The sequence below is a fragment of the Brevundimonas sp. genome (assembly GCF_036402095.1).
In the GTDB taxonomy this organism is placed as follows: domain Bacteria; phylum Pseudomonadota; class Alphaproteobacteria; order Caulobacterales; family Caulobacteraceae; genus Brevundimonas.
The window spans coordinates 1-23,456 of the sequence record NZ_DASWTO010000201.1; the positions used below are offsets into that span (position 1 = coordinate 1).

Annotated in this window: 27 protein-coding genes and 1 pseudogene; 16 read left to right on the plus strand and 12 right to left on the minus strand. The window is 69.7% G+C overall.

Annotated elements, in window-relative coordinates; all coding sequences use genetic code 11:
- The 3 genes and pseudogenes from VGD32_RS13125 to VGD32_RS13135 form a co-directional block, all read left to right on the plus strand.
- A pseudogene (locus tag VGD32_RS13125) lies at positions 1-441 on the plus strand (NAD(P)/FAD-dependent oxidoreductase); the annotation flags it as partial.
- Positions 438-638, plus strand: coding sequence for a DUF2892 domain-containing protein (locus tag VGD32_RS13130; protein ID WP_331032327.1), 201 nt, complete (start codon positions 438-440; stop codon positions 636-638). The pseudogene VGD32_RS13125 and the gene VGD32_RS13130, both read left to right, overlap by 4 nt.
- 267 nt (positions 639-905) lie before the next feature.
- Complete coding sequence (locus VGD32_RS13135) at positions 906-2,189, plus strand: dicarboxylate/amino acid:cation symporter (protein WP_331032328.1); 1,284 nt, start codon at positions 906-908, stop codon at positions 2,187-2,189.
- Here the strand turns inward: VGD32_RS13135 and VGD32_RS13140 are convergent.
- Positions 2,186-2,677 carry a VOC family protein gene (locus VGD32_RS13140; RefSeq protein WP_331032329.1) on the minus strand — a complete coding sequence of 164 codons (492 nt, stop codon included), beginning with the start codon at positions 2,675-2,677 and terminating at the stop codon, positions 2,186-2,188. The genes VGD32_RS13135 and VGD32_RS13140 overlap by 4 nt on opposite strands.
- Positions 2,678-2,729: 52 nt before the next feature.
- Here VGD32_RS13140 and VGD32_RS13145 point away from each other — a divergent pair, with 52 nt between their 5' ends.
- Together VGD32_RS13145 and VGD32_RS13150 are read left to right on the plus strand one after the other, a co-directional pair.
- Positions 2,730-3,212 (plus strand): DUF1801 domain-containing protein, encoded by a 483-nt coding sequence (locus VGD32_RS13145; RefSeq protein WP_331032330.1) that lies wholly within the window; start codon positions 2,730-2,732, stop codon positions 3,210-3,212.
- Positions 3,213-3,265: 53 nt separating this feature from the next.
- The gene (locus VGD32_RS13150; RefSeq protein ID WP_331032331.1) at positions 3,266-3,613 is read left to right on the plus strand and encodes an ArsC family reductase; all 348 of its coding nucleotides are present in this window, start codon (positions 3,266-3,268) and stop codon (positions 3,611-3,613) included.
- Here VGD32_RS13150 and bglX read toward each other — a convergent pair whose 3' ends face one another.
- The 4 genes from bglX to VGD32_RS13170 form a co-directional block, all read right to left on the minus strand.
- Positions 3,614-5,896 (minus strand): beta-glucosidase BglX, encoded by a 2,283-nt coding sequence (gene bglX / locus VGD32_RS13155; RefSeq protein WP_331032332.1) that lies wholly within the window; start codon positions 5,894-5,896, stop codon positions 3,614-3,616.
- 96 nt (positions 5,897-5,992) lie between these two features.
- Positions 5,993-6,346: a c-type cytochrome gene (locus tag VGD32_RS13160; RefSeq protein ID WP_331032333.1), complete on the minus strand. Its 354-nt coding sequence runs from the start codon at positions 6,344-6,346 to the stop codon at positions 5,993-5,995.
- A gap of 3 nt (positions 6,347-6,349) precedes the next feature.
- The gene (locus VGD32_RS13165) at positions 6,350-7,366 is read right to left on the minus strand and encodes a virginiamycin B lyase family protein (protein ID WP_331032334.1); all 1,017 of its coding nucleotides are present in this window, start codon (positions 7,364-7,366) and stop codon (positions 6,350-6,352) included.
- A gap of 19 nt (positions 7,367-7,385) precedes the next feature.
- Positions 7,386-7,625, minus strand: a complete 240-nt coding sequence (locus VGD32_RS13170; protein ID WP_259551133.1) for a hypothetical protein — start codon at positions 7,623-7,625, stop codon at positions 7,386-7,388.
- Between the two features lie 249 nt (positions 7,626-7,874).
- On the opposite strand from VGD32_RS13170, the gene VGD32_RS13175 reads away from it, so the two are divergent.
- From VGD32_RS13175 to VGD32_RS13210, 8 genes are all read left to right on the plus strand, one after another.
- The gene (locus VGD32_RS13175) at positions 7,875-8,273 is read left to right on the plus strand and encodes a DUF6249 domain-containing protein (RefSeq protein WP_331032335.1); all 399 of its coding nucleotides are present in this window, start codon (positions 7,875-7,877) and stop codon (positions 8,271-8,273) included.
- 27 nt (positions 8,274-8,300) lie between these two features.
- Complete coding sequence (locus VGD32_RS13180; protein ID WP_331032336.1) at positions 8,301-8,861, plus strand: RNA polymerase sigma factor; 561 nt, start codon at positions 8,301-8,303, stop codon at positions 8,859-8,861.
- Positions 8,851-9,270: a hypothetical protein gene (locus VGD32_RS13185; protein ID WP_331032337.1), complete on the plus strand. Its 420-nt coding sequence runs from the start codon at positions 8,851-8,853 to the stop codon at positions 9,268-9,270. Before VGD32_RS13180 ends, VGD32_RS13185 begins: the two co-directional genes overlap by 11 nt.
- A gap of 91 nt (positions 9,271-9,361) precedes the next feature.
- The gene (panB, locus tag VGD32_RS13190; RefSeq protein ID WP_331032338.1) at positions 9,362-10,198 is read left to right on the plus strand and encodes a 3-methyl-2-oxobutanoate hydroxymethyltransferase; all 837 of its coding nucleotides are present in this window, start codon (positions 9,362-9,364) and stop codon (positions 10,196-10,198) included.
- A 79-nt stretch (positions 10,199-10,277) separates the two neighbouring features.
- On the plus strand, positions 10,278-11,054 hold the full coding sequence (locus tag VGD32_RS13195) for a tetratricopeptide repeat protein (protein ID WP_331032339.1): 777 nt from the start codon (positions 10,278-10,280) through the stop codon (positions 11,052-11,054).
- Positions 11,055-11,077: 23 nt separating this feature from the next.
- Positions 11,078-12,502: a PQQ-like beta-propeller repeat protein gene (locus tag VGD32_RS13200; RefSeq protein ID WP_331032340.1), complete on the plus strand. Its 1,425-nt coding sequence runs from the start codon at positions 11,078-11,080 to the stop codon at positions 12,500-12,502.
- A 34-nt stretch (positions 12,503-12,536) separates the two neighbouring features.
- Positions 12,537-14,159, plus strand: coding sequence for a ribosome biogenesis GTPase Der (gene der / locus VGD32_RS13205; RefSeq protein WP_331032341.1), 1,623 nt, complete (start codon positions 12,537-12,539; stop codon positions 14,157-14,159).
- Between the two features lie 34 nt (positions 14,160-14,193).
- Entirely contained in the window at positions 14,194-14,832 is a 639-nt protein-coding gene (locus VGD32_RS13210; RefSeq protein WP_331032342.1) for a hypothetical protein, read from the plus strand.
- On the opposite strand, the gene VGD32_RS13215 is transcribed toward VGD32_RS13210, so the two are convergent.
- From VGD32_RS13215 to radA, 5 genes are read right to left on the minus strand one after another with little or no spacing between them, the layout of a single operon-like run.
- Positions 14,829-15,581: an SDR family NAD(P)-dependent oxidoreductase gene (locus tag VGD32_RS13215; RefSeq protein ID WP_331032343.1), complete on the minus strand. Its 753-nt coding sequence runs from the start codon at positions 15,579-15,581 to the stop codon at positions 14,829-14,831. The two genes, VGD32_RS13210 and VGD32_RS13215, sit on opposite strands and share 4 nt — an antisense overlap.
- Positions 15,582-15,627: 46 nt before the next feature.
- On the minus strand, positions 15,628-15,972 hold the full coding sequence (locus VGD32_RS13220) for a VOC family protein (RefSeq protein WP_331032344.1): 345 nt from the start codon (positions 15,970-15,972) through the stop codon (positions 15,628-15,630).
- Between the two features lie 5 nt (positions 15,973-15,977).
- Positions 15,978-17,483 carry an amidophosphoribosyltransferase gene (gene purF / locus VGD32_RS13225; RefSeq protein ID WP_331032345.1) on the minus strand — a complete coding sequence of 502 codons (1,506 nt, stop codon included), beginning with the start codon at positions 17,481-17,483 and terminating at the stop codon, positions 15,978-15,980.
- A 30-nt stretch (positions 17,484-17,513) separates the two neighbouring features.
- Positions 17,514-18,107, minus strand: coding sequence for a CvpA family protein (locus VGD32_RS13230; protein WP_331032346.1), 594 nt, complete (start codon positions 18,105-18,107; stop codon positions 17,514-17,516).
- Between the two features lie 28 nt (positions 18,108-18,135).
- Positions 18,136-19,500, minus strand: a complete 1,365-nt coding sequence (radA, locus tag VGD32_RS13235) for a DNA repair protein RadA (RefSeq protein ID WP_331032347.1) — start codon at positions 19,498-19,500, stop codon at positions 18,136-18,138.
- Positions 19,501-19,639: 139 nt separating this feature from the next.
- Here radA and VGD32_RS13240 point away from each other — a divergent pair, with 139 nt between their 5' ends.
- Both VGD32_RS13240 and VGD32_RS13245 read left to right on the plus strand, forming a co-directional pair.
- A complete protein-coding gene (locus tag VGD32_RS13240) occupies positions 19,640-20,167 on the plus strand; it encodes a hypothetical protein (RefSeq protein ID WP_331032348.1) in 528 nt (175 codons plus the stop codon).
- A 42-nt stretch (positions 20,168-20,209) separates the two neighbouring features.
- Entirely contained in the window at positions 20,210-20,803 is a 594-nt protein-coding gene (locus VGD32_RS13245; protein ID WP_331032349.1) for a hypothetical protein, read from the plus strand.
- Here the strand turns inward: VGD32_RS13245 and alr are convergent.
- Entirely contained in the window at positions 20,800-21,837 is a 1,038-nt protein-coding gene (gene alr / locus VGD32_RS13250; protein ID WP_331032350.1) for an alanine racemase, read from the minus strand. The genes VGD32_RS13245 and alr overlap by 4 nt on opposite strands.
- A gap of 114 nt (positions 21,838-21,951) precedes the next feature.
- On the opposite strand from alr, the gene VGD32_RS13255 reads away from it, so the two are divergent.
- Positions 21,952-22,911 carry a hypothetical protein gene (locus VGD32_RS13255; RefSeq protein ID WP_331032351.1) on the plus strand — a complete coding sequence of 320 codons (960 nt, stop codon included), beginning with the start codon at positions 21,952-21,954 and terminating at the stop codon, positions 22,909-22,911.
- 4 nt (positions 22,912-22,915) lie between these two features.
- Here VGD32_RS13255 and VGD32_RS13260 read toward each other — a convergent pair.
- Positions 22,916-23,456: ABC transporter ATP-binding protein (locus tag VGD32_RS13260; RefSeq protein WP_331032352.1), on the minus strand; the 541-nt coding region annotated here is incomplete at its 5' end.

Here is a 23,456-nt window from a genome sequence, read left to right on the forward strand (position 1 = left end):
CCGACATGGCCGGACATCTTCGCCCTCGGCGTCTGCATCGCCATTCCGCCGACGGGACCCACGCCGGTGCCGGTCGGCGTGCCCAAGACCGGCTTCATGATCGAGAGCATGGTCTCGGCCATCTCGGCCAATCTGAAGCAGATTCTCGACGGCGACGAACCGACGAACGAGGCCACCTGGAACGCCATCTGCCTGGCCGATTTCGGCGACGGCGGCGTGGCCTTCATGGCCCAGCCGCAGATCCCGCCGCGCAACATAAACTGGTCGGCCAGCGGCCGCTGGGTGCATGCGGCCAAGGTCGCCTTCGAAGGCTACTTCCTGCACAAGGTCCGCAAGGGTCAGGCCGAACCGCTTTACGAGAAGCTGGCCCTCGACCTGATCGGCGCCCACAAGCTGCGTCGCGTCACCCCGTCCCCATCTGTCCCGGAGAGCCGTCCATGAACTTGGACAAAGCCGTCATGCTGTTCGCCGCCTTCGTGGTGCTGACCAGTCTCGCCCTGGCCCACTGGGTGCATCCGGCCTGGATCTGGCTGACCGTGTTCGCCGGCGCGAATCTGGCCCAGGCATCGGTCACGGGCTTTTGCCCGGCGATCGCCTTCCGGCGTCTCGGCCTGCGCCCCGGCCAGGCCTTCCGCTAGCGTGGGTCCGGACCGGGCGCCCCGGCCCGCCCCGCAGACCCTCCCGGCGGCCCGCCTGACCCTGAGGCGCGGCCAGTGGGAAGGCGCGCCACAAGGCTCTAGGCTGGCGGCCGGGGAATCACCCGCGGGTGACGAGGGAAACCGATGGCCAGCACGCCCAGATCGCCGCGCGGCGCCAAGCCCGCGCCGAGGCCTGTCAAGGCTGCCCCCGGCGTCTCGGTCCCCGATCCGGTGGAGCCGCCGCCGCCGCCGCGGGCGAAACGGCCTTTGTGGACGCACCTCTATTTCCAGGTGCTGTTCGCCATCGCCCTTGGCGCCCTGATCGGTCATTTCTGGCCCGCCTTCGGCGAAAGCCTGAAACCGTTGGGCGACGCCTTCATCCGGCTGGTGAAGATGATCATCGCGCCGGTGATCTTCCTGACCGTGGCGACTGGCATCGCCCACCTGCGCGACCTCGGGAAACTGGGCAAGGTGGTGGGCAAGGCCTTCGCCTATTTCCTGACGGTCTCGACCCTCGCCCTGATCATCGGCCTGATCGTGGCCAATCTCGTGCGGCCCGGAGACGGCATGAACGCCGACCCGGCCACCCTCGATCCGGCGGCGGTGGGCGACTACGTGCAGAAGGCGCACGACACCGACATCGTCGCCTTCCTGATGAACATCATCCCCGAGACCGTGGTCGGCGCCTTCGCCGGCGGAGAGATCCTGCAGGTGCTGTTCTTCGCCATCCTGTTCGGCGTCTCGCTGGCGGTGATCGGCGAGCGGGCCCAGCCGGTCATGACCGTGCTCGAGAGCGTCTCCGAGGCCTTCTTCAAACTGGTCGCCATCCTGATGAAGGCGGCGCCGGTCGGGGCCTTCGGCGCCTTCGCCTTCACCATCGGCCGTTACGGCATAGATTCCGTGATCAACCTCGCCGCCCTGGTGGCGACCTTCTACGTTACCTCCGCCCTGTTCGTGGTCGTGGTGCTGGGCGCGATCGCCCGCGCCAACGGCTTCTCGATCTTCAGGCTGGTCCGCTACCTGAAGGAGGAGCTGCTGCTGGTGCTCGGCACCTCCTCGTCTGAGGCGGCCCTGCCCAGCCTGATCGAGAAGATGGGCCGTGCCGGCTGCGACCGGTCGGTGGTCGGACTGGTGGTGCCGACCGGATATTCCTTCAACCTCGACGGCACCAACATCTACATGACGCTGGCGGCCCTGTTCATCGCCCAGGCCTGCGGCGTCGACCTGTCCCTGGGCGATCAGCTGCTGCTGCTGGCCGTGGCCATGCTCAGTTCCAAGGGCGCCGCGGGCGTCACCGGCGCGGGCTTCATCACCCTGGCGGCGACGCTGGCCGTCGTCCCGTCGGTGCCGGTCGCGGGCATGACGCTGATCCTCGGCGTCGACCGCTTCATGAGCGAGTGCCGCGCCCTGACCAACTTCATCGGCAACGCCGTCGCCACCATCGTCGTGGCGAAGTGGGAGAGGGGGCTCGACCGTGACGCACTGGATCGGGCCCTGGCGGGCGGGCCGACGCCCGTCGCCATCGGCGCCGCCGAGACCGACGACGACTAGCCCCGGGCCGCGCGTTCCAGTTCGGCGATGTTCAGCCGCTTCATCTCCATCATGGCGTCGAACACGCGCTTGCGGACGCCCTCGTCCGGGTCCGCGAGCAGACGATTCATCGCATAGGGCACGATCTGCCACGACAGGCCGTAGCGGTCCTTGACCCAGCCGCACTGCTCGGCTTCGGGTACGGCGGACAGGGCGTTGGTCAGGCGGTCGACTTCGGCCTGGTCCTCGCAGTCGATCTGCAGCGAGACGGCCTCGTTGAATTTGAACATAGGGCCGCCGTTCAGGGCGGTGTAGCGGGCGCCCGCGAGGGTGAACTCGACCAGCAGGACGTCGCCGGCCTTGCCGCTGGGATAATCGCCCGGCGAGCGGATCACGGCGTCGACCCGCGAGTCCGGAAGCAGCGAGACATAGAAGTTCACGGCTTCCTCGGCCTGTTTGTCGAACCACAGGCAGGGAATGACCTTCTGGCGCGGGGGGAGGGCGGACATGGCGGTCTCCTTTTGAAGTTGCCGCTGACCTTGTATTAAACTAACAAGTTAAATGCAAGGGCTGCTGGAAGGCTTTTCAGGGGACGACGGCGGGCCGCAGGAGGAAATGGCTGTGAACGTGGACGAGCAGATCGAGCGATACATTTCCGGTCAGGCGCCGGCGAAGACCGAGGAATTGCGGCTGCTGCACCGGCGCATTCTCGAGATTTCGCCCGACGCCAGGATCTGGTTCCTCGACGGCAGGAACGACGACGGCAAGGTCGTGTCCAATCCGAACATCGGATACGGGTCGGAGACGCTCCGCTACGCCGACGGTGGTTCGAGACCCTTCTACAAGATCGGCCTCAGCGCCAATACGTCCGGGGTGTCCGTCTACGTCATGGGTCTCAAGGACAAGACCCATCTCTCAAAGTCGTACGGGGCGCGGCTCGGGAAGGCCCGGATCACCGGATATTGCATCAGTTTCAGGTCCGTGAGGGACCTGGACCTCGACGTATTCGACGAGATCGTGGCGGACGCGATGCGTGGCGGCTGACGTCGGCGCCGAACTGTGAGAGAGGCCTGCGGTCTGAAATGAAAGGAGCGCTCATGCCGCTGACGATGTTCGGCATCCCCAACTGCGACACGGTCAGGAAAGCCCGCCTGTGGCTGGACCAGCACGGCATCGCCTACGCTTTTCACGACTACAGGAAGGCGGGCATCGACCGCCCGCGTCTCGAACAGTGGGTCGAGACCCACGGCTGGGAGACGGTGCTGAACCGGTCCGGCACGACCTTCCGCGCCCTGCCCGACGCGGACAAGGCGGACCTGACCGCCGACAAGGCGATCCGCCTGATGCTGGCCCAGCCGTCAATGATCAAGCGCCCGGTGCTGGACCTCGGCGACCGCACCCTGGTCGGCTTCAAGCCGGACCTCTACGCCGCGGCCGTCGCCTGATCAGCGCGTCAGGGTGAACTGGACCGCTTCGCCCGATTGGGCGTCCGGGCTGAGCCAGACGTCGAACAGGCCCGGTTCGACAGTCGGCCGCAGGTCCTGGCCGAGGAACAGCAGATCGGCGAATCTCAGCGGCAGGCTGACCTCGAGCGAACCGCCCGCCGGCACGGTCACACGGCGGAAGCCCTTGAGCAGACGTCCCGGCTGGGTGATCGAGGCCGCGCGGTCGCGGATATAGAGCTGGACCACCTCCGACGCCTCGCGCGAGCCGCCGTTGCTCAGGGTCACCGAGGCCGTGAGGTCGCCGTTCCAGGCCATCGTCGGGGCCGACAGCCGCACGGCCGAATACCGCACCGGCGCATAGGTCAGGCCGTGGCCGAACGGGTAGAGGGCGGTGTTCGAGGTCTCGCGGAACTGCGCCTTGAAGCCCTCGCCGCGGGCCGTGGCCGGGCGGCCGGTGGTCTTGTGCGCATAATGGAACGGCGACTGGCCCGAGAAATGCGGGAAGCTGACCGGCAGCCGGCCGGTCGGGGCGTGGTCGCCGAACAGCACGTCGGCGACGGCGTGGCCGGTCTCGGAGCCGAGGAACCAGGTCGCGAGAATGGCCGGGGCCGCCTTGACCGCCCCCGTCAGCTCCATGGCCCGGCCATGGCGCAGCAGCACGACGACCGGCTTGCCCGTCGCCGCCACCGCCTCGGCCAGGGCCAGCTGGGGCTCGGGGATGCCGATGTCGACGCGCGACTGCGACTCCGCCGACATGTTCTGGCTCTCGCCGATGGCCAGCAGCACCACGTCGGCCTGTCCGGCGGCGATCACCGCGGCCTCGATCCCGCCCTCCAGCGGGGCCTCGACATCGGACCCCTTGACCACCGTCAGCGACGTCCCGTCGGCCAGCGCCGCGCGCAGGCCCTGTTCCAGCGACACGGCCAGAGTCTCGTCCCTGAAGATCGACCACGGTCCGAACAGATCGGTCCTGTCGGCCCCGAACGGCCCGATCAGGGCGATGCGCCTGCCGCTCTTCGGCAGCGGCAGCAGGCCCCCCTCGTTCTTCAGCAGCACGATCGACTTGCGCCCGGCCTCGCGCGCCAGCGCCAGATGCTCGCGACTGCCGGTCACCCGCCGCTCGATGCGAACGTCGGCGCCCCGATAGGGGTTCTCGAACAGGCCCAGCGCCATCTTGGTCATCAGCACCCGGCGGACGGCCTCGTCCACCCGCGCGACCGGCACGTCGCCCGACTGCACCAGCTCCGGGATGTGCTTGATGTAGAGACCGCTCTTCATCGACATGTCGACCCCGGCCATCAGGGCGATGCGCGCCGCGTCGCGCCCGTCGGCGGCGAAACCGTGGGCGATCAGCTCCGCTTCCGAGGTGTAGTCGGACACCACGAAGCCCGCGAAGCCCCATTCGCCGCGCAGGATGTCGGTCAGCAGCCACCTGTTGCCGCTGGTCGGCACCCCGTTCAGGTCGTTGAAGGCGCTCATGGTGGACAGGGCGCCGGCGTCGAAGGCGGCCTTGAACGGCGGCAGATAGATCGAGCGCAGCGCCAGTTCGCTCATGTCGGTGGAATTGTAGTCGAGGCCGGACTCGGCGGCGCCGTAGGCCGCGAAATGTTTGGGACAGGCCAGCAGCGAGGACCACGCCTTCAGGTCCTCGCCCTGGAAGCCTTTCGTCCGGGCCGCCGCGAACAGATTGCCCAGCAGCACATCCTCGCCTGCGCCCTCGACGACCCGGCCCCAGCGCTGGTCGCGGCCGATGTCGACCATTGGCGCATAGGTCTGGTGCACGCCTGCGGCCCCGCCCTCGACCGCCGCCGCCCGGGCCGTGCGCATGGCCAGGTCGGGGTCCCAGCTGGCCGCCTCGCCGAGCGGCACGGGGAAGGTCGTGCGCAGGCCGTGGATGATGTCGGCGGCGAACAGCAGCGGGATGCCCAGCCGGCTGTCCCGCACCGCCATCTCCTGCACCAGTCGCGTCGACGCCGCGCCGACGCCGTTGAACAGGGCCCCGATCCGGCCGGCGCGGATTTCGGCGGCGGTCTGGCTCTGGTCGGCGTCCAGCGTGTCGCCGGGATTGACGCCCTCGGGCCGCCAGCGGAACGGATCGTTCTGCAGCGTCAGCTGGCCGGCCTTCTCCTCGATCGTCATGCGGGCGATCAGGGCGTCGACCCGCTGCAGGTTCGCCGCGGCCTGCGCCGCCGCGATGCGCGGGGCCATCATCATCCCCGCCGCCAGCGCACCCCCGGCCAGAAGCGTGCGACGGGTCGGGGCGGGCAGGGGCGAGTGACGCATGTAACCGGTTCCAACTGGAAGACGACGCAGGACTAACCGCCGGGCCGCGCCGCGCCTACCCTTGGCCGATCACAAGGCGTTGCGGCCGGTCGCCGGTCAGCGCCGCTGGCGCAGCCAGGCGATCAGCGCCGTGCGTTCGGCGGCGCTCCCGCCCTGATAGGGCATGGTCGTGCCGGGGACGACCGCCTCGGGGTCGGCCAGGAACCGCTCCAGCGTGGCCTCGTCCCAGACCAGCCCGCGACGCCCGGCCGCCCGCATCGCGTCCGAATAGGCGAACCCCTCCACGGCGCCTGCGCCGCGACCGACCACACCCCGCAGGCCGGGGCCCGGGCTCCGGTCGTCGTTCCACAGCGAGTGGCAGGCGGCGCAGCGCTGGAAGGCCCGCGCGCCCGGATCCGGGGATGCCTGGCCCGGTGGTGTGGCCAGCATCAGAAGCAGCAGGGCCAGCACCCGTCAGTCGCCGTACCGGATGACGACCAGCCGGTCCGTTCCCGATTCCGCGCCCCAGACCTCGCCCGGCCGGCCCAGCATCTGGCGCACGTTCGCGCCAGGCCGGTCGCTGGGAAAGCTCTCGAAGGTCTCGCTCACCGGGTCGAACCGGACGATGGCGTTGGCGGCGAAGTCGGTGAGCCAGACCTTGTCCGTCTCGTCGACATAGACCGAATAGGTCTTCGGCGCCTCGCCCGGCAGTTTCCACTGCCGCCACGAGCCGTCGCGCGGGTCGTGGACGCTGACGTTGCCGCTGTTCCACTCGCTGACCCACAGCCGCCCCTGGCTGTCCGACCAGATGCGCCGCGCGCCTTGGTTCGGCGTCGGCGGCTCGACGATGGTGGCCGCGCCGCTGTCGAGATCGACCTTCGCGATGTGGTTGCCGGCCAGCGAGGCGTACCAGATGTCGCCCGAGGGCGTCGCCGTAACGCCGTAGGGGCCCCGGCCCCGCGGCGCCTGCCACACCTTCATGTCGTCGGTCGCCGGATCCAGCCGTCCATAGAAGCCGGTCTGACCCGTGAACCAGATGCGGCCGCGCCCGTCGAAGGCGGCCGTGTTCATATTGATCGGGCCGGACTGCTCCGGCAGCGGCCAGACCTTGACCTCCCGCGTCCGGCGGTCGACGCGGACGATGGCGTTCTGGCCGCCGTCCGTGATCCAGGCGTTGCCGTCCGGGCCGACGATCACGCCGTGCGGCGCCGAGCCTTCGCCCAGAGGGACGATCGTCGTCTCTCCGGTTTCAGGATCGAGAATGCCGTGGGCGCCCCCGCGCTGGACGGTCCACCAGACTTCCTTGCCGTCGGCCGTGACGGCGACGTCATGGGCCCGGCCGCCGGGCGGCACATCGAAGTAGCGCACCTCCTGCGCCCTGGCGGGGGCGGGCAGGGCGCAGGCGCCCAGGCTGCAGGCCGCCACCGGGGCGGCGAGGGCGATCCAGAAACGGTTCACGGCGGCGACCTCCTCGGCTTGACGGGAGATCATAGCGCAAATCCGCGCGGGTTCAGCCCTCGACCTCGGTCTCCGGCCGGTCGTGGCCGTCAGCGCGTTCGGTGATCCAGCGTCCCGATGCATCGGCGTATTCGATCAGAGCGTCCTCGTCGGGCACCTTCTGCTCCCGGGCCGCCGCCGCCGCCGCGGCTCGCGCCGAGTCGTGATCAGGATAGGTCTCGGAGAAGGTGTCGCCCAGCCGGTAGGCCCAGCCTCCGTCATGTTCGACGATGCGATAGGTGATCTGGACCATCAGCGTTCTCCAGCAGTCCGGGCGAGGCGATATCGGGCGCCGACAAGGCAACGTGACCGGGGCCGGGCGGTTGCCGCGAGCGCGTACGCGAACGTACGCAGGTCCAGCCTCGCCGCCTTCCGCCGGGGAGTCGAGCCGCCTTACGAAAGTTTCACCTGCCGCCCCGCATCCGCACGCCGCCCCCGGCGCCTCTTGTCGTCAGAAGGCCGAAGCATCACGCTCCGGTTTCGAGAAAGAGGGGATACCCACATGGACATGACGCCCATCCTGATCGTCGCCATCGTCTTCAGCGCGATCACCGCCATCATCTTCGGCCCGAGCTACCTGAAATCGCGCGAACGCCGCGAGATTCAGACCACGGTCCGCCACGCCATCGACAAGGGCCAGCAGCTCCCGCCCGACCTCATCGACGCCATGACCCGGGACGTGGCCAGCAAGCTGCCCTCCCGGACCCGCGACCTGCGCCGCGGCGTCATCTGGCTGGCCGTCGGCGTCGGCATCGCCGCCTTCGGCTTCCTCAGCGATCTCGGCTGGGACGACCACGACCTGGACCAGATCGGCAACGGCCTGCTGGGCGTCGCCGCCATCCCGGTCACCATCGGCCTGGCCTTCATCGTCCTCAGCTTCTTCAACCCGAACAAGGAGTAGGGGTCGGGACGACAGGGGGACATATCCATGACCCAGGCCTTGGTCGACCGGCACGACGTCGAGCTCGCCGCCCTCGCGGCGGCGGGCGGACGGCGGGAGTTCGGAGAACTCGTGCGCCGTCACGGTTCGGCGGTGCGCGCGCTTCTTCGGCGGATGGGGGCCCAGCCCTCGCTCGCCGACGACATCGCCCAGGACGCCTTCATCCAGGCGTTCCAGCGATGCGGAGAGTTCCGGGGCGAAGGCACGTTCGCGGCCTGGGTCAAGCGGATCGCGGCGCGGCTCTACATCAAGCGGGTCGCCAAGGAAGCCCGCTACATCGCTGAAGTCGAACAGGAAGAGGTCGCGCCCGCCGCCGATCAGGCGGGTCTGATGGACCTCGACGAAGCCCTCAAGGCGCTCAGCGAACCGGAACGGCTCTGCGTCTCTCTTTGTCACGGAGCGGGCATGGCGCACCCCGAGATCGCCTCCGCCCTGAATTTGCCACTCGGCACGGTGAAGTCTCATGTCAAACGTGGTCTGGATAAACTCCGCGCGCGGCTCCAGCCGGAACCCGCTCAGCCCTTGGGGAGAACGCAGCATGTCGGCTGACGAGTTCGATCCCTTCGTGGAGCGTCTGTTCGCGCGCACGCCCGTCATGTCCGACGCGCCCCTGTTCACCGCCCGGGTCGAGCAGCGGCTGCAGAAGGGCTCCCGCATCCGCTTCCTCTCCCTGTCGCTGGCCGGCCTGATCGGCGGCGCCGTGGCGGTCCGCGAGACCATGACCGTCGACATCGACCTGGGAGCCGGCGACGGCGTCGTGGCCGGCGACGCCCTCGGCCAGGGCATCCAGTCCGCCTCGCTGAACGTGCAGGGCGCGATCCAGTCGGGTCTCGAACAGGTCGGCCTGGCCAATCTGGAACTCGGCTCCATGGGCGGGATGCAGCTGTTCTGGATCGCCGCCGGGGCCCTGATCGCCCTCGCCGCGGCCGGGGTGATGAAACTGTCGCAGGAGGTCTGATCCGCTCCCGTCATCCCCGGTCCGCGCGATCAGGGATGACGGGCGGGCCCGCCGGCCCTATCTAAGGGGCTCCGAACAGGAGGCCCGCCCGATGTCCAGCCAGAAGCAGGAAGCAGTCCGCCGCATCGCCGCTCCGGACATCCGCGCCCGCAAGGGCGGCGAGCCGATCGTCTGCCTGACCGCCTACGACGCCCCCACCGCCGCCCTGCTGGACGAACACTGCGACCTGCTGCTGGTCGGCGACAGCGTCGGCATGGTCGTTCACGGCATGCCAAACACCGTCGGCGTCACCCTCGAGATGATGATCCTGCACGGGCAGGCGGTGATGCGCGGCTCGAAGCGGGCCATGGTCGTCATCGACATGCCGTTCGGCTCCTACGAAGGCGGCAAGGAGCAGGCCTACGAGAACTGCGCCCGCGTCATGAAGGAGACCGGCGCCCAGGGCGTGAAGCTGGAAAGCGGCCCGACCGTCGCCGAGACCATCGCCTACTTGGTCCAGCGCGGCATCCCGGTCATGGGCCACGTCGGCCTGCGCCCCCAGGCGGTGCTCACCGACGGAGCGTTCAAGGCCAGGGGGCGCACCGACGAGGAGCGTCTGCGGGTCATGTCCGAAGCCGAGGCCACCGCCGACGCCGGAGCTTTCGCCATCGTCATCGAGGGCGTGGCCGAAGGCCTCGCCCGCGACATCACCGCGGCCGTGGACAAGCCGACCATCGGCATCGGCGCCTCCGCCGCCTGCGATGGCCAGATCCTCGTGACCCCCGACATGCTCGGCCTGTTCGACTGGACCCCGAAATTCGTCCGCCGCTACGCCGACCTGCGCACCGGCATCGACCGGGCCGTCGCCGCCTATGCCGCGGACGTCAAGGCCCGCCGTTTTCCTGCCGAAGTCGAGACCTACTTCTCGAAAAAGCCGGTTTCGCCGTAACGGCCGCGTTGCGGCGGCTGATGCGAGCCTCTAGGGTCCGGCCGGTTGGATTTTCTGCGACTTTTGGGGCGACGCTACCGTGGTTGATGTCTTCGATCAGGTCGAGGAGGAGCTTCGCTCCGATCGATACAAGCGGCTGGCCCGCACCTGGCTGCCGGTTGTCGGCGGCGTGCTTCTGGTCGCCCTGATCGCCGCCCTGGCGTGGTGGGGCTGGCAGAAGATGGAGACCTCGAAGGCCGACAAGGCCTCGATCGCCTATCAGCGCGGTCTCGAGGCCCTCGAATCGAACAACCCGGTCGGGGCCGAGGCCGCCTTCAAGCAGGCCGCGGATGAAGGCAACGCCGCCTATAAGGCCCTGGCGCTGCAGCATCGCGCGGGCATCGCGGTGCAGGCCAACCGCATCCCCGACGCCGTCGCCCTGTTTGACGAGGCCGCCGGCGCCGCTCGCGATCCGCTGCTGGCCGACGGAGCCCGTCTGAAGGCCGTTCTGCTGCTGATGGACACCGCCAGTCTCGAAGACGTCCAGGGCCGGCTGGAACCCCTGATGGAAGACGACCGGCCGCTGCGCGCCTTCGCCCGCGACGCCCTGGCCATGGCCCAGCTGCAGCACGGCAAGATCGCCGAGGCCCGTCAGACGCTCGTGGTGCTCAAGAACAGCCTCGACACCCCGCGCGAGCTCGCCCAGCGCGCCGACCTGACGATCGCCGCCATCGATTCCGGCACTGCGCCCAACCTTGCGGGGATCATCGCCGCCATGGCCGAGCTGGAGGCCTCCGCCGCCAGCGCCGCCGGCCCGGCCCGGCCGCAACCGGGCCAATCCGCTCCGGCCGCTCCGGCCGCCCCGGTCCGCCCGTGAACCCCGCTTTCAGGACGTCCGCCATGAACCGCGTGCTCAAAGTCGCCCTGCTGTGCGGCCTCGCCGTCACCGTTGCCTCCTGCGGCACCGTCCGCAAAGTCCTGCCGTTCGGCCTCGGCGGCCCCGACGAGCCCCAGGCCACCGCAACCGAAGGCCAGCGCATTTCGGTGCTTGAGTTCGAACAGCAGCTCGCACCGTCGGCCGCCCTGTCGGGCCGGGACTTCTTCCTGCCGGGACCGCAGCCGGCCCTGGCCTGGACCCAGCCCGGCGGCAACCCCGAGAACGCCGTCGAGCACGTCACGGCCGCCCCCGACTTCGCCGTCGCCTGGCGTCGGGATATCGGCGCGGGCTCGTCGGACACCCGCCAGGTCATGGCGCCGGTCGTGGCCGACAACGGCCGCATCTTCGTGCTGGACGGCGAGGCCGGGGTCACCGCCGTGGACTCCTCCAGCGGCTCGGTGGCCTGGAAGGTCAGCGTCAAGCCGGACGAGAAGGAATTCCGGCGCAGCATGTTCAACCTCAACCCGTTCGGCGGCAGCTCGACGGGCGGCGGGTTCGGCGGCGGCGTCGCGGTCGGCGGCGGCAAGGTCTTCATCGCCTCCGGCTACCGCACCGTCAGCGCGGTCGATCAGGCCACCGGCGCGATCCTGTGGACCAGCCCCGTCGACGTGCCGATCCACGGCGCCCCCACCGTGTCCGGCGCCCGGGTCTATGTGGTCGACGTCGAGAACCAGATCTTCGCCTTCGACGTGAACACCGGCCAGCAGGTCTGGGCCTACCGCGGCATTCCCGAGCCGGCCCGCATCATGCGCGCGTCGAGCCCGGCGGTGACCGGGGACACCGTCATCGCGCCGTTCTCCTCCGGCGAACTCGTGGCCCTGCGCGCCGCGACGGGCCAGCCGGTCTGGCAGCAGGTGCTGTCGCGCACCAGCCGCACCAGCGCCCTGTCTGAAATCCGCGATATCGCCGGCCGTCCCGTGGTCAGCCGCGGCGTCGTCTACGCTGTCGGCCATTCCGGCGTGATGTCGGCCATCGACGTCCGCACCGGCCAGCCCAAGTGGCAGCTGCCGGTCGCCGGCGTCAACGCGCCCCTGCCGGTCGGCGACGTGGTCTACGTCGTGTCGAAGGCGGGCGAGCTGACCGTGGTCAACCGCGAGACCGGACAGGTCTACTGGACCCGCGACCTCAACGAGGGGCGCACCCGTCAGGAGGGCGGCTTCTTCGGCCTGTTCGACCGTACGGTGCGGCCGGTCTGGTCGGGCCCGCTGCTGGCCTCGAACCGGCTGGTGCTGGTCAATTCCGACGGCGAACTCGTGGCCTTCGATCCCAAGACCGGTCTCCAGACCGCCTCGGTCCGCCTCGGCGGCCCCGCCTTCATCGCTCCGGCCGCCTACAACGGCGCCCTCTATGTGCTCACCGACCGGGGCCAGCTGGTCAGCATTCGCTGACCCCATAGCTCCCGAACTGCGTTAGAAGGCCGACATGGCTCTCAAAGTCGCCATCGTCGGCCGCCCCAACGTGGGCAAGTCGACATTGTTCAACCGCCTCGTCGGCAAGCGCCTCGCGCTGGTCGACGACCGCCCCGGCGTGACCCGTGACCGGCGCTACGCCGATGGCAATATCGGCGACATCGACCTGACCCTGATCGACACCGCCGGCTACGAGGACGTCACCGACGAAAGTCTCGAGGCCCGGATGCGCGAGCAGACCGAGGCGGCCATCGACGACGCCGACCTGATCCTGTTCATGATGGACGCCCGCGAGGGAGTCACGGCGCTGGACCGCATCTTCGCCGAGCGCCTGCGCCACCAGCACAAGCCGGTCATCCTGCTGGCCAACAAGTCCGAGAGCCGCGAGAGCGGCGGCGGCATCGGTGAGGCCTATGCGCTGGGCTTCGGCGAGCCGGTGGCCATCTCGGCCGAGCACGGCGAGGGCATGGCCGACCTCTACGCGGCCATCGTCACCGCCAGCGCCGACATCTTCGTCGAGGAGGTCGACGAACCCGACAAGCCGATCCGCATCGCCATCATCGGCCGGCCCAACGCCGGCAAATCGACCCTGATCAACCGTCTGATCGGCGAGGACCGCATGCTGACCGGCCCCGAGGCCGGCATCACCCGCGACTCCATCTCGGTCGACTGGCGGTACGAGGGCCACAACATACGGCTGGTCGACACCGCCGGCATGCGGCGCAAGGCCCGGGTGCAGGAGAAGCTGGAGAAGCTGTCGGTCGCCGACACCATCCGCGCCATCACCTTCGCCGAGGTGGTCGTGCTGGTCATGGACAAGGACGACGCCTTCGACACCCAGGACCTGCAGCTGGCCGACCTGGTCGAGCGCGAGGGCCGGGCGCTCGTCTATGTCGCCGCCAAATGGGACCTCGAGACCGAGCCCCAGTCCCGCCTCGCCAAACTCCAGCAGATGGCCGAGGACAAGCTGCCCCAGCTCAAGGGCTCGCCCTTCGTCGCCCTGTCCTCGCACAGCGGCCGCGGCGTCGAGCGGCTGATGCCCGCCGTGCTTCAGGCCCACGCCACCTGGTCGGTCAAGGTCAAGACCAAGGATCTCAACACCTGGCTGGCGCTCGCCACCCAGAGGCACCCGCCGCCCGCCGTCGACGGCAAGCGGATCAAGCCGAAATACATGGCCCAGACCAAGGCCCGGCCACCGACCTTCGTGCTCATGGCCAGCCGCGCCGAAGCCATGCCCGAGCAGTACAAGCGCTATCTGATCAACAATCTGCGCGAGTCCTTCGACCTGCCCGGCACGCCGATCCGCCTGATCGTCAAGTCGGGCAGCGAGAACCCCTATGCGCCGGGCGGCGCCAAGTCCGGGCCGGAGCGCTACAAGGGCGACGCCAAGACGGCCCCGCGCCGTGTCATCAAGAAGGCCGAGCGCGAGGACCGCCTCTCCAACCTGCCCGGCAAGGCGCTGGAGCAGAAGAAGGCCGGCAAGGGCAAGACCAAGCCGCTGTCCGGTCTGAAGGCCAGCGCCAACAAGAAGGCCGGCTCGTCGGTGGCGGTCCAGAAGGGCGCGCGCGGCGGGGCGAGGCAGGTGTCGCGCTCGGGCCGCGTCCGCACGGGACAGAAGCACGCGCCGAAGAAGTAGGGCGGCGGCGAAAGGGGGTATCGTGACGCGCGGAATGGCGATGGTTCTGACGCTCCTGACCCTCGCGTTCGCGATGTTTGCGGGCTGGTACAGCGGCCAGCGCACCGACTACTTCCCCGCCAGTCTGCAAACCGCGTCAGCCGTCTGTGTCTCGGACTTGGGCGACATCAACGAGCAACAGGTCCTGGACGAGTTTGAGGACGTGTGGCTGTCAGACGAGTTGTCCGCCTTCGGCGAGCCCTCGTTGTACCGGCGGCCGTCCTCCGCACCGCCTTCGATTCGCTTGACCTGGATACGAAGCTTCCACGACCCGATTGTCGTCCGCGTCGACACAACTGCGGACGGCCGGTCGATAATGACGGCGCGGCGTCGCCCGGGCGGTCTTGGGTTTCGGCCCTCGGAGGGTATCGACAGGAATCAGTCGATCGTCCGTCAGTTGAGCGCCGCTGAAGCGACGGCCCTGCAGAAGGCGATTGACGACGTGGGCCTGTTCAACGCCCCCGCCAGCGGCTGTCGATGCTGTGTCGACGGCTCCCTGTGGCTCATCGAGGCGGCCGATCCGCAGCACGGCTATCGATTCCGCAGCCGGCAGTCGCCGAAAGGAGGCCTTGAACGGGGCCTGGGCCTTCATCTGCTGGCCCTGACCGGCTGGGATCCCGGCCGGATTTACTAGATCAGCGCCGCCACGCCCGGCCCCTCGCTCCACTCCCTGAAGCTCACCTCCAGAGGCGGCTCCAGGTCGCCGCGCGCGAGTTCGACCATCAGCGGGCCGATGGCCGAGGGCGGCGTCACCGTCTCCGGGTCCTCGCCCGGATAGGCTTGAGCCCGCAACTGGGTGCGCATCCGGCCCGGATCGACGATCGACACTCGGACCGGCATCGACTCGATCTCGTCGGCCCAGCATTTCATCAGCGCCTCGGCCCCGGCCTTGGTGGCCGCATAGGCGCCCCAGAAGGCCTTGGGCGCGCTGGCCACGCTGGTCGTCACATGTATCACCCGCCCGGCCTTCGACGCCTTCAGCAGCGGCTCCAGCGAACGGATCAGGCGGTACACCGCGGTGAAATTGGTCTTCTCGACCTTGGCGAAGCCGCGCGGGTCGGCGTGGCTGACCGGCGTCAGGCCCTCGGCGCCCATGGTCGCCGCCGCCTGCACCCAGATGTCCAGCCGTCCGAAGCGCTCGAAGATCGCCCCGCCCAGCCGGTCGATCGCCCCGCCGTCGACCAGATCGAACGGGATCAGCGTCGCGTGTTTGCCGGTGGCGGCGAAGATGGCGTCGTCCAGCTCCTCCAGCCCGCCCTGCGTCCGCGCCGTGGCGATGACGTGGGCGCCGGCCTTCGCCAGCGCCAGGGCGGTCTCATAGCCGATGCCGCGCGAGGCCCCGACGACGAGGGCGATGCGGTCTTTCAGGGGGAGGTCTGACATGGCGGCCTGATAGCGCGCCGCTGCGCCCGCCGAAAGCGAAACCGGCTCAGAACCCCGGCGCCGGTTGCCACAGGCTGAAGCTGACGCCCTGGTCGTCCGAGACCACGGCCGTCCGCCCCGACTTGCTGTCGGACGGCACCGCGGCCTTGCCCCCCAGGTCCACGATCCGTTCGCACAGGGCGTCGACGTCCTCGACGCGGAAATACAGGTGCTCGTTGTTCTTCGGCCGCTCGACCTTGACGAAGCCGAAGGGGGGCTGCGCCCCGGCGACATGGGCGTAGGTGGGGTGCGACTGGGCCTCGTCGAAGGTCCAGCCGAACAGGGCGGAATAAAAGGCCCGCGCCTTGTCGATGTCCGCCGTGTCGATGGTGAAGTAGCCGAGCTGGATCATGCGCCTTAAGCGCTGACCAGCAGCGAAAGTTGCCGCGCCGCGACCTCGCGGCCGCCTTCCTCGATCTCGCGGTCCAGCAGCCGGGTCGGGTATTCGCCGGTGAAATAGTGGTCGGTGAACTGCGGATTTCGCGGATCGCGCGGCCCGGCCTCCATGGCGTCGTACAGGCCGTCGACCGACAGGAAGCCCAGCGAGTCGACCTCCAGATGCGCCCGCATCTCCTCCAGCGTCTTGTTGGCGGCGATCAACTGGTCCCGCTCCGGCATGTCGATGCCGTAGAAGTCCGGCCACAGGATCGGCGGGGAGGCCGAGCGCAGGTGCACCTCCCTGGCCCCGGCGGCGCGCACCGCCCGCACAAGCTTCACGGAGGTGGTGCCGCGCACGATCGAATCGTCGATCAGCACGACCCGCTTGCCCTCGATCACCGACCGGTTCGGGCTGTGCTTCATGCGCACGCCCTTCTGCCGGGCGCCCTGGCTCGGCTGGATGAAGGTGCGGCCCAGATAGTGGCTGCGGATGATGCCCATCTCGTAGGGGATGCCGCTCTCCTGGGCGTAGCCCAGCGCCGCCGGCACGCCGGAGTCCGGCACCGGCACGACCACGTCGGCCTCGACGGCGTGCTCGCGCGCCAGCCGCCGGCCCATACGCTTGCGCACTTCATAGACCGACTTGCCGTTCACGATGCTGTCGGGGCGCGAGAAGTAGACGTATTCGAACAGGCAGGGGCGGGCCGCCCGGGTCGGGAACGGCTTGAGCGACTGCAGGCCATCCTTGTCGATGACCACGACCTCGCCGTGCTCGACGTCGCGCTCGAACGTCGCGCCGATGGTGTCCAGGGCGCAGGTCTCCGAGGCCAGCACCCAGGCGTCGCCCAGCCGGCCCAGCACCAGCGGGCGGATGCCCAGCGGGTCGCGGGCGCCGATCATCTTGGACCGGGTCTGGCAGACCAGGGCGTAGCCGCCCTCGATCCGGCCGATGGCGTCGATGAAGCGGTCGACGATCTTGGCCTTCCGGCTGCGCGCGATCAGGTGGAGGATGACCTCCGAGTCCGACGTCGACTGGAAGATCGCCCCTTCGCCGACCAGCTGGTTCCGCAGGTACAGGAAGTTGGTCAGGTTGCCGTTGTGGGCGATGGCGATGCCGCCCGAGTCCAGATCGGCGAACATCGGCTGGATGTTGCGCAGGAACGATCCGCCCGAGGTCGAATAGCGCGTGTGGCCGATGGCGGCCGAGCCCGGCATCCGCTCCGACAGGTCCGCTCCCCCGAAGGCCTCGCCGACCAGTCCCATGTGTCGCTCGGTGTGGAACCGCGCCTCGTGCACGCTGGCGATGCCGCAGGCTTCCTGGCCCCGGTGCTGCAGGGCGTGCAGGCCGAGGGCCACGATCGAGGCGCCGGCGTTCGCCTCGGCGCCCCAGACGCCGCAGACGCCGCACTCGAGGCGCAGCTGGTCGTCATCGGCGTCGCGCCAATGCTCGCGGTGAACGACGGGTTCGGCGATGGAATGGGGCATCGTCGGGGCTCCGATGACCGGGTTACGCGACTAGGGGGCGGCGCGCGGGGAGGTAGGCTGTGATTTTGTCGGGGGCAAGGCTTGATCGTCCTTAAAACCTTTGCTCACGGACGAAGTGACGACCGGCGTCAGGGCGTCGGCGCCCCGTCCGATGCCGGGAAGGATGATCTGGATCGCCCGCGCGGCGCCGGCGGTGAGGGGGCGCAGCGCCGCCTCGCTCAGCCAGCGCGGCGTCTTTTCGCCCGGCATGGCGGCGACGATGACCAGGTGGATGGCCCCCAGCAGCACCAGGGCGCGCCCCGCCCCGACGAAGACGCCGATGAAACGGTCGACGCCGCCCAGCTGCGGATGGGCCTGCGCCCGCTTCGACAGGGCCGAACCGAAGATGCGCACGCCGAAATAGATCAGCAGGAATGAGGCGACGGCCGCCAGAATGGTCCCGGCCCAGTCAGGATCGACCAGGCCGCGCCCGATCGGCGCCGTCACGGGCAGGGCCACCAGCGCCAGGAAGGCGGCCAGGATGAAGCTCAGCAGGGTGATGATCTCGCGCGTGCCGCCGCGCACCCAGCCCGCGGCGGCCGAGGCGAGGATGACCAGGATGGCGATGACGTCGAAACCGGTCATTGGCGCTCGAAGGGAGGACGTTCCGTCCTCAGTAGCGGTTTTGCGAGATTCGTTCGACCGCTTCGGTCAGCCGGCTCACGGAGGTCGTCCTCACCCCCTTGTCCTTGACCGTCAGCGGCGGTGACAGCGCCTGGTCGAAGCCCAGCTTCTGCGCCTCCCGCAGTCGCGCCTCGGCCCGGCCGACGGCGCGGATCTCGCCCGACAGGCTGATCTCGCCGAACACCACGCAGCCCTGCGGCAGGGGCATGTCGGTCGCCGAGCTGACCACCGCCGCAGCCGCCGCCAGATCGGCGGCCGGCTCGTTGATGCGCAGCCCGCCGGCCACGTTCAGATAGACGTCCTGGTCGCCGAAACCGAAGCCGCAGCGCGCCTCCAGCACCGCCAGCACCATGGCCAGCCGGCCTGTGTCCCAGCCGACCACGGCCCGGCGCGGGGTGCCATAGGCCGACTTGGACACCAGCGCCTGCACCTCGACCAGCACCGGCCGCGACCCCTCGATGCCCGCGAACACCGCCGCGCCGGGGGCCCGGTCCTTGCCCTCGCCGAGGAACAGGGCCGACGGATTGCTGACTTCGCGCAGGCCGCTGTCACCCATCTCGAACACGCCGATCTCGTCGGTCGCCCCGAAACGGTTCTTGCCGGCGCGCAGGATGCGGAACGGATAGCCCCGCTCGCCCTCGAAGCTCAGCACGGCGTCGACCATGTGCTCGACCACACGGGGACCGGCCACCTGACCGTCCTTGGTCACGTGGCCGACCAGCACCACCGCCACGCCCTGCGACTTGGCCAGCCGAACCATCTCGCCGGCGCAGGCCCGCACCTGGGTCACCGAGCCGGGGCCCGCCTCGTGCGCGTCCGACCATAGAGTCTGGATGGAATCGACGATGACGATGTCGAACTTCTCGCGCTTCAGCGTGCCGAGGATGTCCCGCAGCGCGGTGGCCGAGGCCAGTTCGACCGGCGCTCCCGCCAGCCCCATCCGCTTCGCCCGGGCCCGGATCTGCTCGACCGCCTCCTCGCCCGAGATATAGGCCACCCGCCGCCCCGACATCGCCGCCCGCCCGGCCACGTCCAGCAGCAGGGTCGACTTGCCGACGCCCGGGTCGCCGCTCAGCAGGATGGCCGAGCCCGGCACCACCCCGCCGCCGCAGACCCGGTCGAACTCGGTCACCCCGGTGACGATGCGCGGCGGTTCGGGCGTGTCGGACTGCAGGGTCTCGAACTGAACCCCGCGCGTGCGGCTGTTCGAGGCGGGCTTCAGCGCCCCGGGCGGGGCCGCGCGGCTCTCCTCGACGATCGAGTTCCACTGCCCGCACGCGCCGCACTGGCCGGACCACTTGCCGTGGACCGCCCCGCAGGACTGACAAACATAGATTGCACCGTCGCGAGCCATTCGTCCGGCTTACAGGAGTCGGCGACTGCGGGGCAGGGGCGCCCCGAGGTGATACGACCGGAAATGACGTAGCCACTATCCGCTTACAATCGACCCGAGATTGGCGTAACGGTGTTCTTGTTCGAACCGGGAGCATGGGATGGACGCCTACGGCAATCTCACCAGCGTCTCGGAGTTTTCGAACGGTCGGCGGCTCCGGCTGATCTCCTACATGGATCCGGACATCGCCTTCGGGCTGCACGCCTCTCGCCCGCATGGCGGCGGGTCCCCATTCATCGGAGAGATCGAGGTCTTGTCGCTGGAGTATCTTATCGGCGTCCAGCGCCTGTCGTCCGGCGGTCTCGATTCGAGCGTCCTCCGCGCCGAGGCGTCCGGAGGCGACACCTTCACCCTCGCCTGGGACGCCGACCCCGGCTGCCTGCTCTCGTGGGGCGACGGCTCCTTCCAGCTGTCGAACGACAAATCTCCGCTTGAGGATATGAGCCAAGGCCCCCCGTCGCGGTTCACCGTCGACTTCGTCGATGGTTGCTGGTTCGCGCTCAACAACCCCGACCGGAACCGCGTGGTCGATGTCAGCCGCTTCGGTACGGCCGAGCGGACGCCGATCATCCCTTTCGCCTGGAACGGCGGCGACAATCAGAAGTGGCGGGCCGAGACGGTCAGCTAGGTTTCGGACGCCCTTCGGCGCCGATCAATCGGGACGCCCACGATGGACCCTTACGGAAACCTCACCACCTCGGCCGAGCTTGCCGGCGGACGACGCATCCGGCTGATCTCCTATCTCGACCCCGATGTCGCCCTGGGCTGCTTCGATTCCTCGGACGGCGCGGGCTGGCCCCGTCTCGGCGTCCACCGGCTGTCGTCCGGCGATCCAGACCGCACGGTCTTCCAGACGGGCCGGCAGCCCCATTTCAGCGAAGGCGACTTCTACATGATCTGGACGGACGAGGCGGGCTGCGTCGTGTCGATGGAGGGCGACTCGGACGGCTGCCTGACCTGTATTCCGATCACCGGCGGCGACGACGGCGACCCCCCGGACTATCCCGGCTTTACTGCGGACTTCGTCAATGGCTGCTGGTTCGCGCTCAACGATTCTCTCGGAATTCAGGTCGTCGACATCAGCGAGTCCGGGACCGGTGAACAGAATCCGGTGATCGCCTTCAAGTGGAACGGCGGACCGAACCAGATCTGGCGCGCGCAGGACGTCGATTTCACGCCGCCCGCCGTCTCCGATGATGAGGTGATGCAACAGACGCAGTCGACGGCCGGGCCGGGCCGGGTTTCCCGGGCCGCCGCCGCCTAGCCCGTGTAGACCCGCTGAACGCGCCCGGCGACCGAGGTCAGCAGCTCCCAGGCCACGGTGCCCACCGCCGCCGCCGCGTCGTCCAGCATCCGGTTCGGCCCGAACAGTTCGACAGGATCGCCGACCGCGACTTCCAGCCCGGTCACGTCCACGGCGCAGACGTCCATCGACACCCGTCCGACGATCGGCTGCCGCGCGCCGCCGACCCACACCCGCCCCTCCGGGCTGTAGCTGCGCAGCACGCCGTCCGCGTAGCCGGCCGCCACCGTCGCGATCCGGCGCGGCGTCTTGGCGACGTAGCCCCGGGAATAGCCGACGCTCTCGCCCGCCGGCACGTCGCGCACCTGCAGCACCTCGGCGGTGAAGGTCGCCACCGGCCGGATACGATCGTCCGGCCGCCCCTCCGGCCCGCCGCCGTACAGGCAGATGCCCGGCCGCGACGCGTCGAAGCCGTAATCGGCCCCGAGGAAGATTCCGCCCGAATTGGCGAACGACCGAACCGTCCCCGGATAGCGCGCCGCCGCCGCCGCGAAGGCGTCCCTCTGGCGGCCGTTCATCGGCTCCGTCGGATCGTCGGCGCAGGCGAGGTGGCTCAGCACCATATCCAGCCCTTCGAACGGCTCGGGCGCGGCTTCGGGCCGGAAGCCCAGCCGGTTCATGCCGGTGTCGATCTGCACCCCGCAGGCCCCGCCGCCGGCCGCTCGCCATTCGGCCAGCTGATCCCCGGTGTTCAGCACCGGCCGCAGGTCCGCCGCGCGCAGCCGCGCCGCCCGGCCGGCGAGGCAGCCGTCCAGCACATAGATCGCCGCCGCGGCGCCGATAGCGGCCCGCAACTGCTCTCCTTCGCTGGTCCGCGCCACGAAGAAGGTGCGCGCGCCTTCGGCCATCAGGCGCCGGGCGCAGGCCGCCGCGCCGAGGCCGTAGGCGTCCGCCTTGACCACCGGATGAACGGGCACGCCGCCGATGGCCTCCAGCGTCCGGTAGTTGGCCGCCAAGGCGTTCAGATCGATGTCGAGCGTGGCCGGAGCGGGCATGCCCCATCTAGGGCCACGCCGTTGTGCGATGCAACACGAAGTCCGGGCGAAACTCCGTTTGACCGGTCTTTGCATCGGGTGTTCTGATGACGCCGTTATGCGATGGAGGCGGCGATGCGGTGTCTGCGACGGCTGCGCGACCTCGGAGCGGCGGTGATCCTCGGCCTCGCCCTTGCCGGCGCGGCGCAGGCCCAGGACGAGCCACCCGGCGCCAACGCCGGCGGCGGTCTGGAAATGTCGGAAGGCCATCACGATGGCGACCATCTGGGGCCGATCGGCCCCTATCTCAGCGCGGCGGAACTGCGAAACTGGCCCCAGGGCAGCCGGCGCCCGACGCCGGAACGCCTGGTGCGGCAGCGTACGGCCGAGATCCTCGCGGCGGCGGGCACGCCCTGCGAGATCGTCGCCGCCCACAATCCGGGCGAAACCCGGCAGCGCAAGGACATCTACGAGATCGCCTGCCGTGAAGGCCCGGGCTATCTGATGGTCGCCACCGACCGGCCGGCCATCCTCAACTGCCTGCATCTCGCCGCCACCGAGGCGGCGCAGCGCGCGGCGGACCCGTCACGGCCGGTGACCTCCCTGTGCCTGCTCGACGAGAACAAGGACGCCGCCGCCGCCCTGCAGCCGCTGGCGGCGCGCGTCGATCCGGCCTGCGTCGTCGACCAGGCGGCCTGGATCGGCCGGGTCGGCGAGGACGAGGATCGCTACGAGATCGGCTGCGACGGCCGCGACGGCCTGTGGCTCCAGACCCGCGTCAACCAGACGGGGGTCACCGAGACCTTCTCCTGCATCGACGTCTCGGCCATGGGCTCGGCCTGCGAGTTCACCACGCCGCAGGAGCAGGCCGCCACCGTGGCCTCCTGGCTGCCCGCCGGCGGCCCGCAATGCGCGGCGGACCGGACCCGCTTCGTCGGCGTCGCGGCCGGCGCGCGCTACTATGAACTGAGCTGCGGCGGCGGGCCCGGCATGATGCTGCGCCTCAGGCCCGACGGCGATTTCGACCAGGCCTGGCCCTGCGCCCAGGCGACCGGCATCGCCGGCGGCTGCACCTTGTCGGGCGGCCGGCCCTGAAGCCCTAGAGGCGCGGGAAGGCCGCGCCCCCGGCGTCGAACAGATGCGCCTGTCCCGCCGGCACGCGCAGCTTCAGCGCCTCGCCGACGCCCGGCCGCGCATCGCCCGGAAGCAGCACCGTCAGCGGCGTCTCCCCGGCCGCGAGATAGGCGTAGGTGGCGTGGCCCAGCGTCTCGACGAAGGTCACCTTGGCCGCGACGGCGTCATCCGCGCCGGTCAGGGCCAGATGCTCCGGCCGCACGCCCAGGGTCACGGCGTCTCCCGGCGCGGCGCGGGATCCGTCGACCGCGACCCTGACGGTCTCGCCCGCGGCGGTCCGCACCGTGGCCCCGGCGGCCGAGGCCGTCACCATCTCCGCCGGCAGCAGGTTCATCTTCGGGCTGCCGATGAACTCGGCCACGAACAGGTTGCGGGGCCGTTCGTACAGCTCCATCGGCTTGCCGACCTGCTCGACCACGCCGCCGTTCAGCACCACGATCCGGTCGGCCAGGGTCATGGCCTCGACCTGGTCGTGGGTGACATAGACCATGGTGGTCTTCAGCCGT

What these genes read in the sequence shown, in the direction of transcription:
- VGD32_RS13130 (WP_331032327.1), top strand. Translation starts at nt 438, where the DNA reads ATGAACTTGGACAAAGCCGTCATGCTGTTCGCCGCCTTCGTGGTGCTG.
- VGD32_RS13140 (WP_331032329.1), bottom strand. Translation starts at nt 2,677, where the DNA reads ATGTCCGCCCTCCCCCCGCGCCAGAAGGTCATTCCCTGCCTGTGGTTC.
- VGD32_RS13145 (WP_331032330.1), top strand. Translation starts at nt 2,730, where the DNA reads ATGCAAGGGCTGCTGGAAGGCTTTTCAGGGGACGACGGCGGGCCGCAG.
- VGD32_RS13150 (WP_331032331.1), top strand. Translation starts at nt 3,266, where the DNA reads ATGCCGCTGACGATGTTCGGCATCCCCAACTGCGACACGGTCAGGAAA.
- bglX (WP_331032332.1), bottom strand. Translation starts at nt 5,896, where the DNA reads ATGCGTCACTCGCCCCTGCCCGCCCCGACCCGTCGCACGCTTCTGGCC.
- VGD32_RS13165 (WP_331032334.1), bottom strand. Translation starts at nt 7,366, where the DNA reads ATGATCTCCCGTCAAGCCGAGGAGGTCGCCGCCGTGAACCGTTTCTGG.
- VGD32_RS13170 (WP_259551133.1), bottom strand. Translation starts at nt 7,625, where the DNA reads ATGGTCCAGATCACCTATCGCATCGTCGAACATGACGGAGGCTGGGCC.
- VGD32_RS13175 (WP_331032335.1), top strand. Translation starts at nt 7,875, where the DNA reads ATGGACATGACGCCCATCCTGATCGTCGCCATCGTCTTCAGCGCGATC.
- VGD32_RS13180 (WP_331032336.1), top strand. Translation starts at nt 8,301, where the DNA reads ATGACCCAGGCCTTGGTCGACCGGCACGACGTCGAGCTCGCCGCCCTC.
- VGD32_RS13185 (WP_331032337.1), top strand. Translation starts at nt 8,851, where the DNA reads ATGTCGGCTGACGAGTTCGATCCCTTCGTGGAGCGTCTGTTCGCGCGC.
- panB (WP_331032338.1), top strand. Translation starts at nt 9,362, where the DNA reads ATGTCCAGCCAGAAGCAGGAAGCAGTCCGCCGCATCGCCGCTCCGGAC.
- VGD32_RS13200 (WP_331032340.1), top strand. Translation starts at nt 11,078, where the DNA reads ATGAACCGCGTGCTCAAAGTCGCCCTGCTGTGCGGCCTCGCCGTCACC.
- der (WP_331032341.1), top strand. Translation starts at nt 12,537, where the DNA reads ATGGCTCTCAAAGTCGCCATCGTCGGCCGCCCCAACGTGGGCAAGTCG.
- VGD32_RS13210 (WP_331032342.1), top strand. Translation starts at nt 14,194, where the DNA reads ATGGCGATGGTTCTGACGCTCCTGACCCTCGCGTTCGCGATGTTTGCG.
- VGD32_RS13215 (WP_331032343.1), bottom strand. Translation starts at nt 15,581, where the DNA reads ATGTCAGACCTCCCCCTGAAAGACCGCATCGCCCTCGTCGTCGGGGCC.
- VGD32_RS13220 (WP_331032344.1), bottom strand. Translation starts at nt 15,972, where the DNA reads ATGATCCAGCTCGGCTACTTCACCATCGACACGGCGGACATCGACAAG.
- purF (WP_331032345.1), bottom strand. Translation starts at nt 17,483, where the DNA reads ATGCCCCATTCCATCGCCGAACCCGTCGTTCACCGCGAGCATTGGCGC.
- VGD32_RS13230 (WP_331032346.1), bottom strand. Translation starts at nt 18,107, where the DNA reads ATGACCGGTTTCGACGTCATCGCCATCCTGGTCATCCTCGCCTCGGCC.
- radA (WP_331032347.1), bottom strand. Translation starts at nt 19,500, where the DNA reads ATGGCTCGCGACGGTGCAATCTATGTTTGTCAGTCCTGCGGGGCGGTC.
- VGD32_RS13240 (WP_331032348.1), top strand. Translation starts at nt 19,640, where the DNA reads ATGGACGCCTACGGCAATCTCACCAGCGTCTCGGAGTTTTCGAACGGT.
- VGD32_RS13245 (WP_331032349.1), top strand. Translation starts at nt 20,210, where the DNA reads ATGGACCCTTACGGAAACCTCACCACCTCGGCCGAGCTTGCCGGCGGA.
- alr (WP_331032350.1), bottom strand. Translation starts at nt 21,837, where the DNA reads ATGCCCGCTCCGGCCACGCTCGACATCGATCTGAACGCCTTGGCGGCC.
- VGD32_RS13255 (WP_331032351.1), top strand. Translation starts at nt 21,952, where the DNA reads ATGCGGTGTCTGCGACGGCTGCGCGACCTCGGAGCGGCGGTGATCCTC.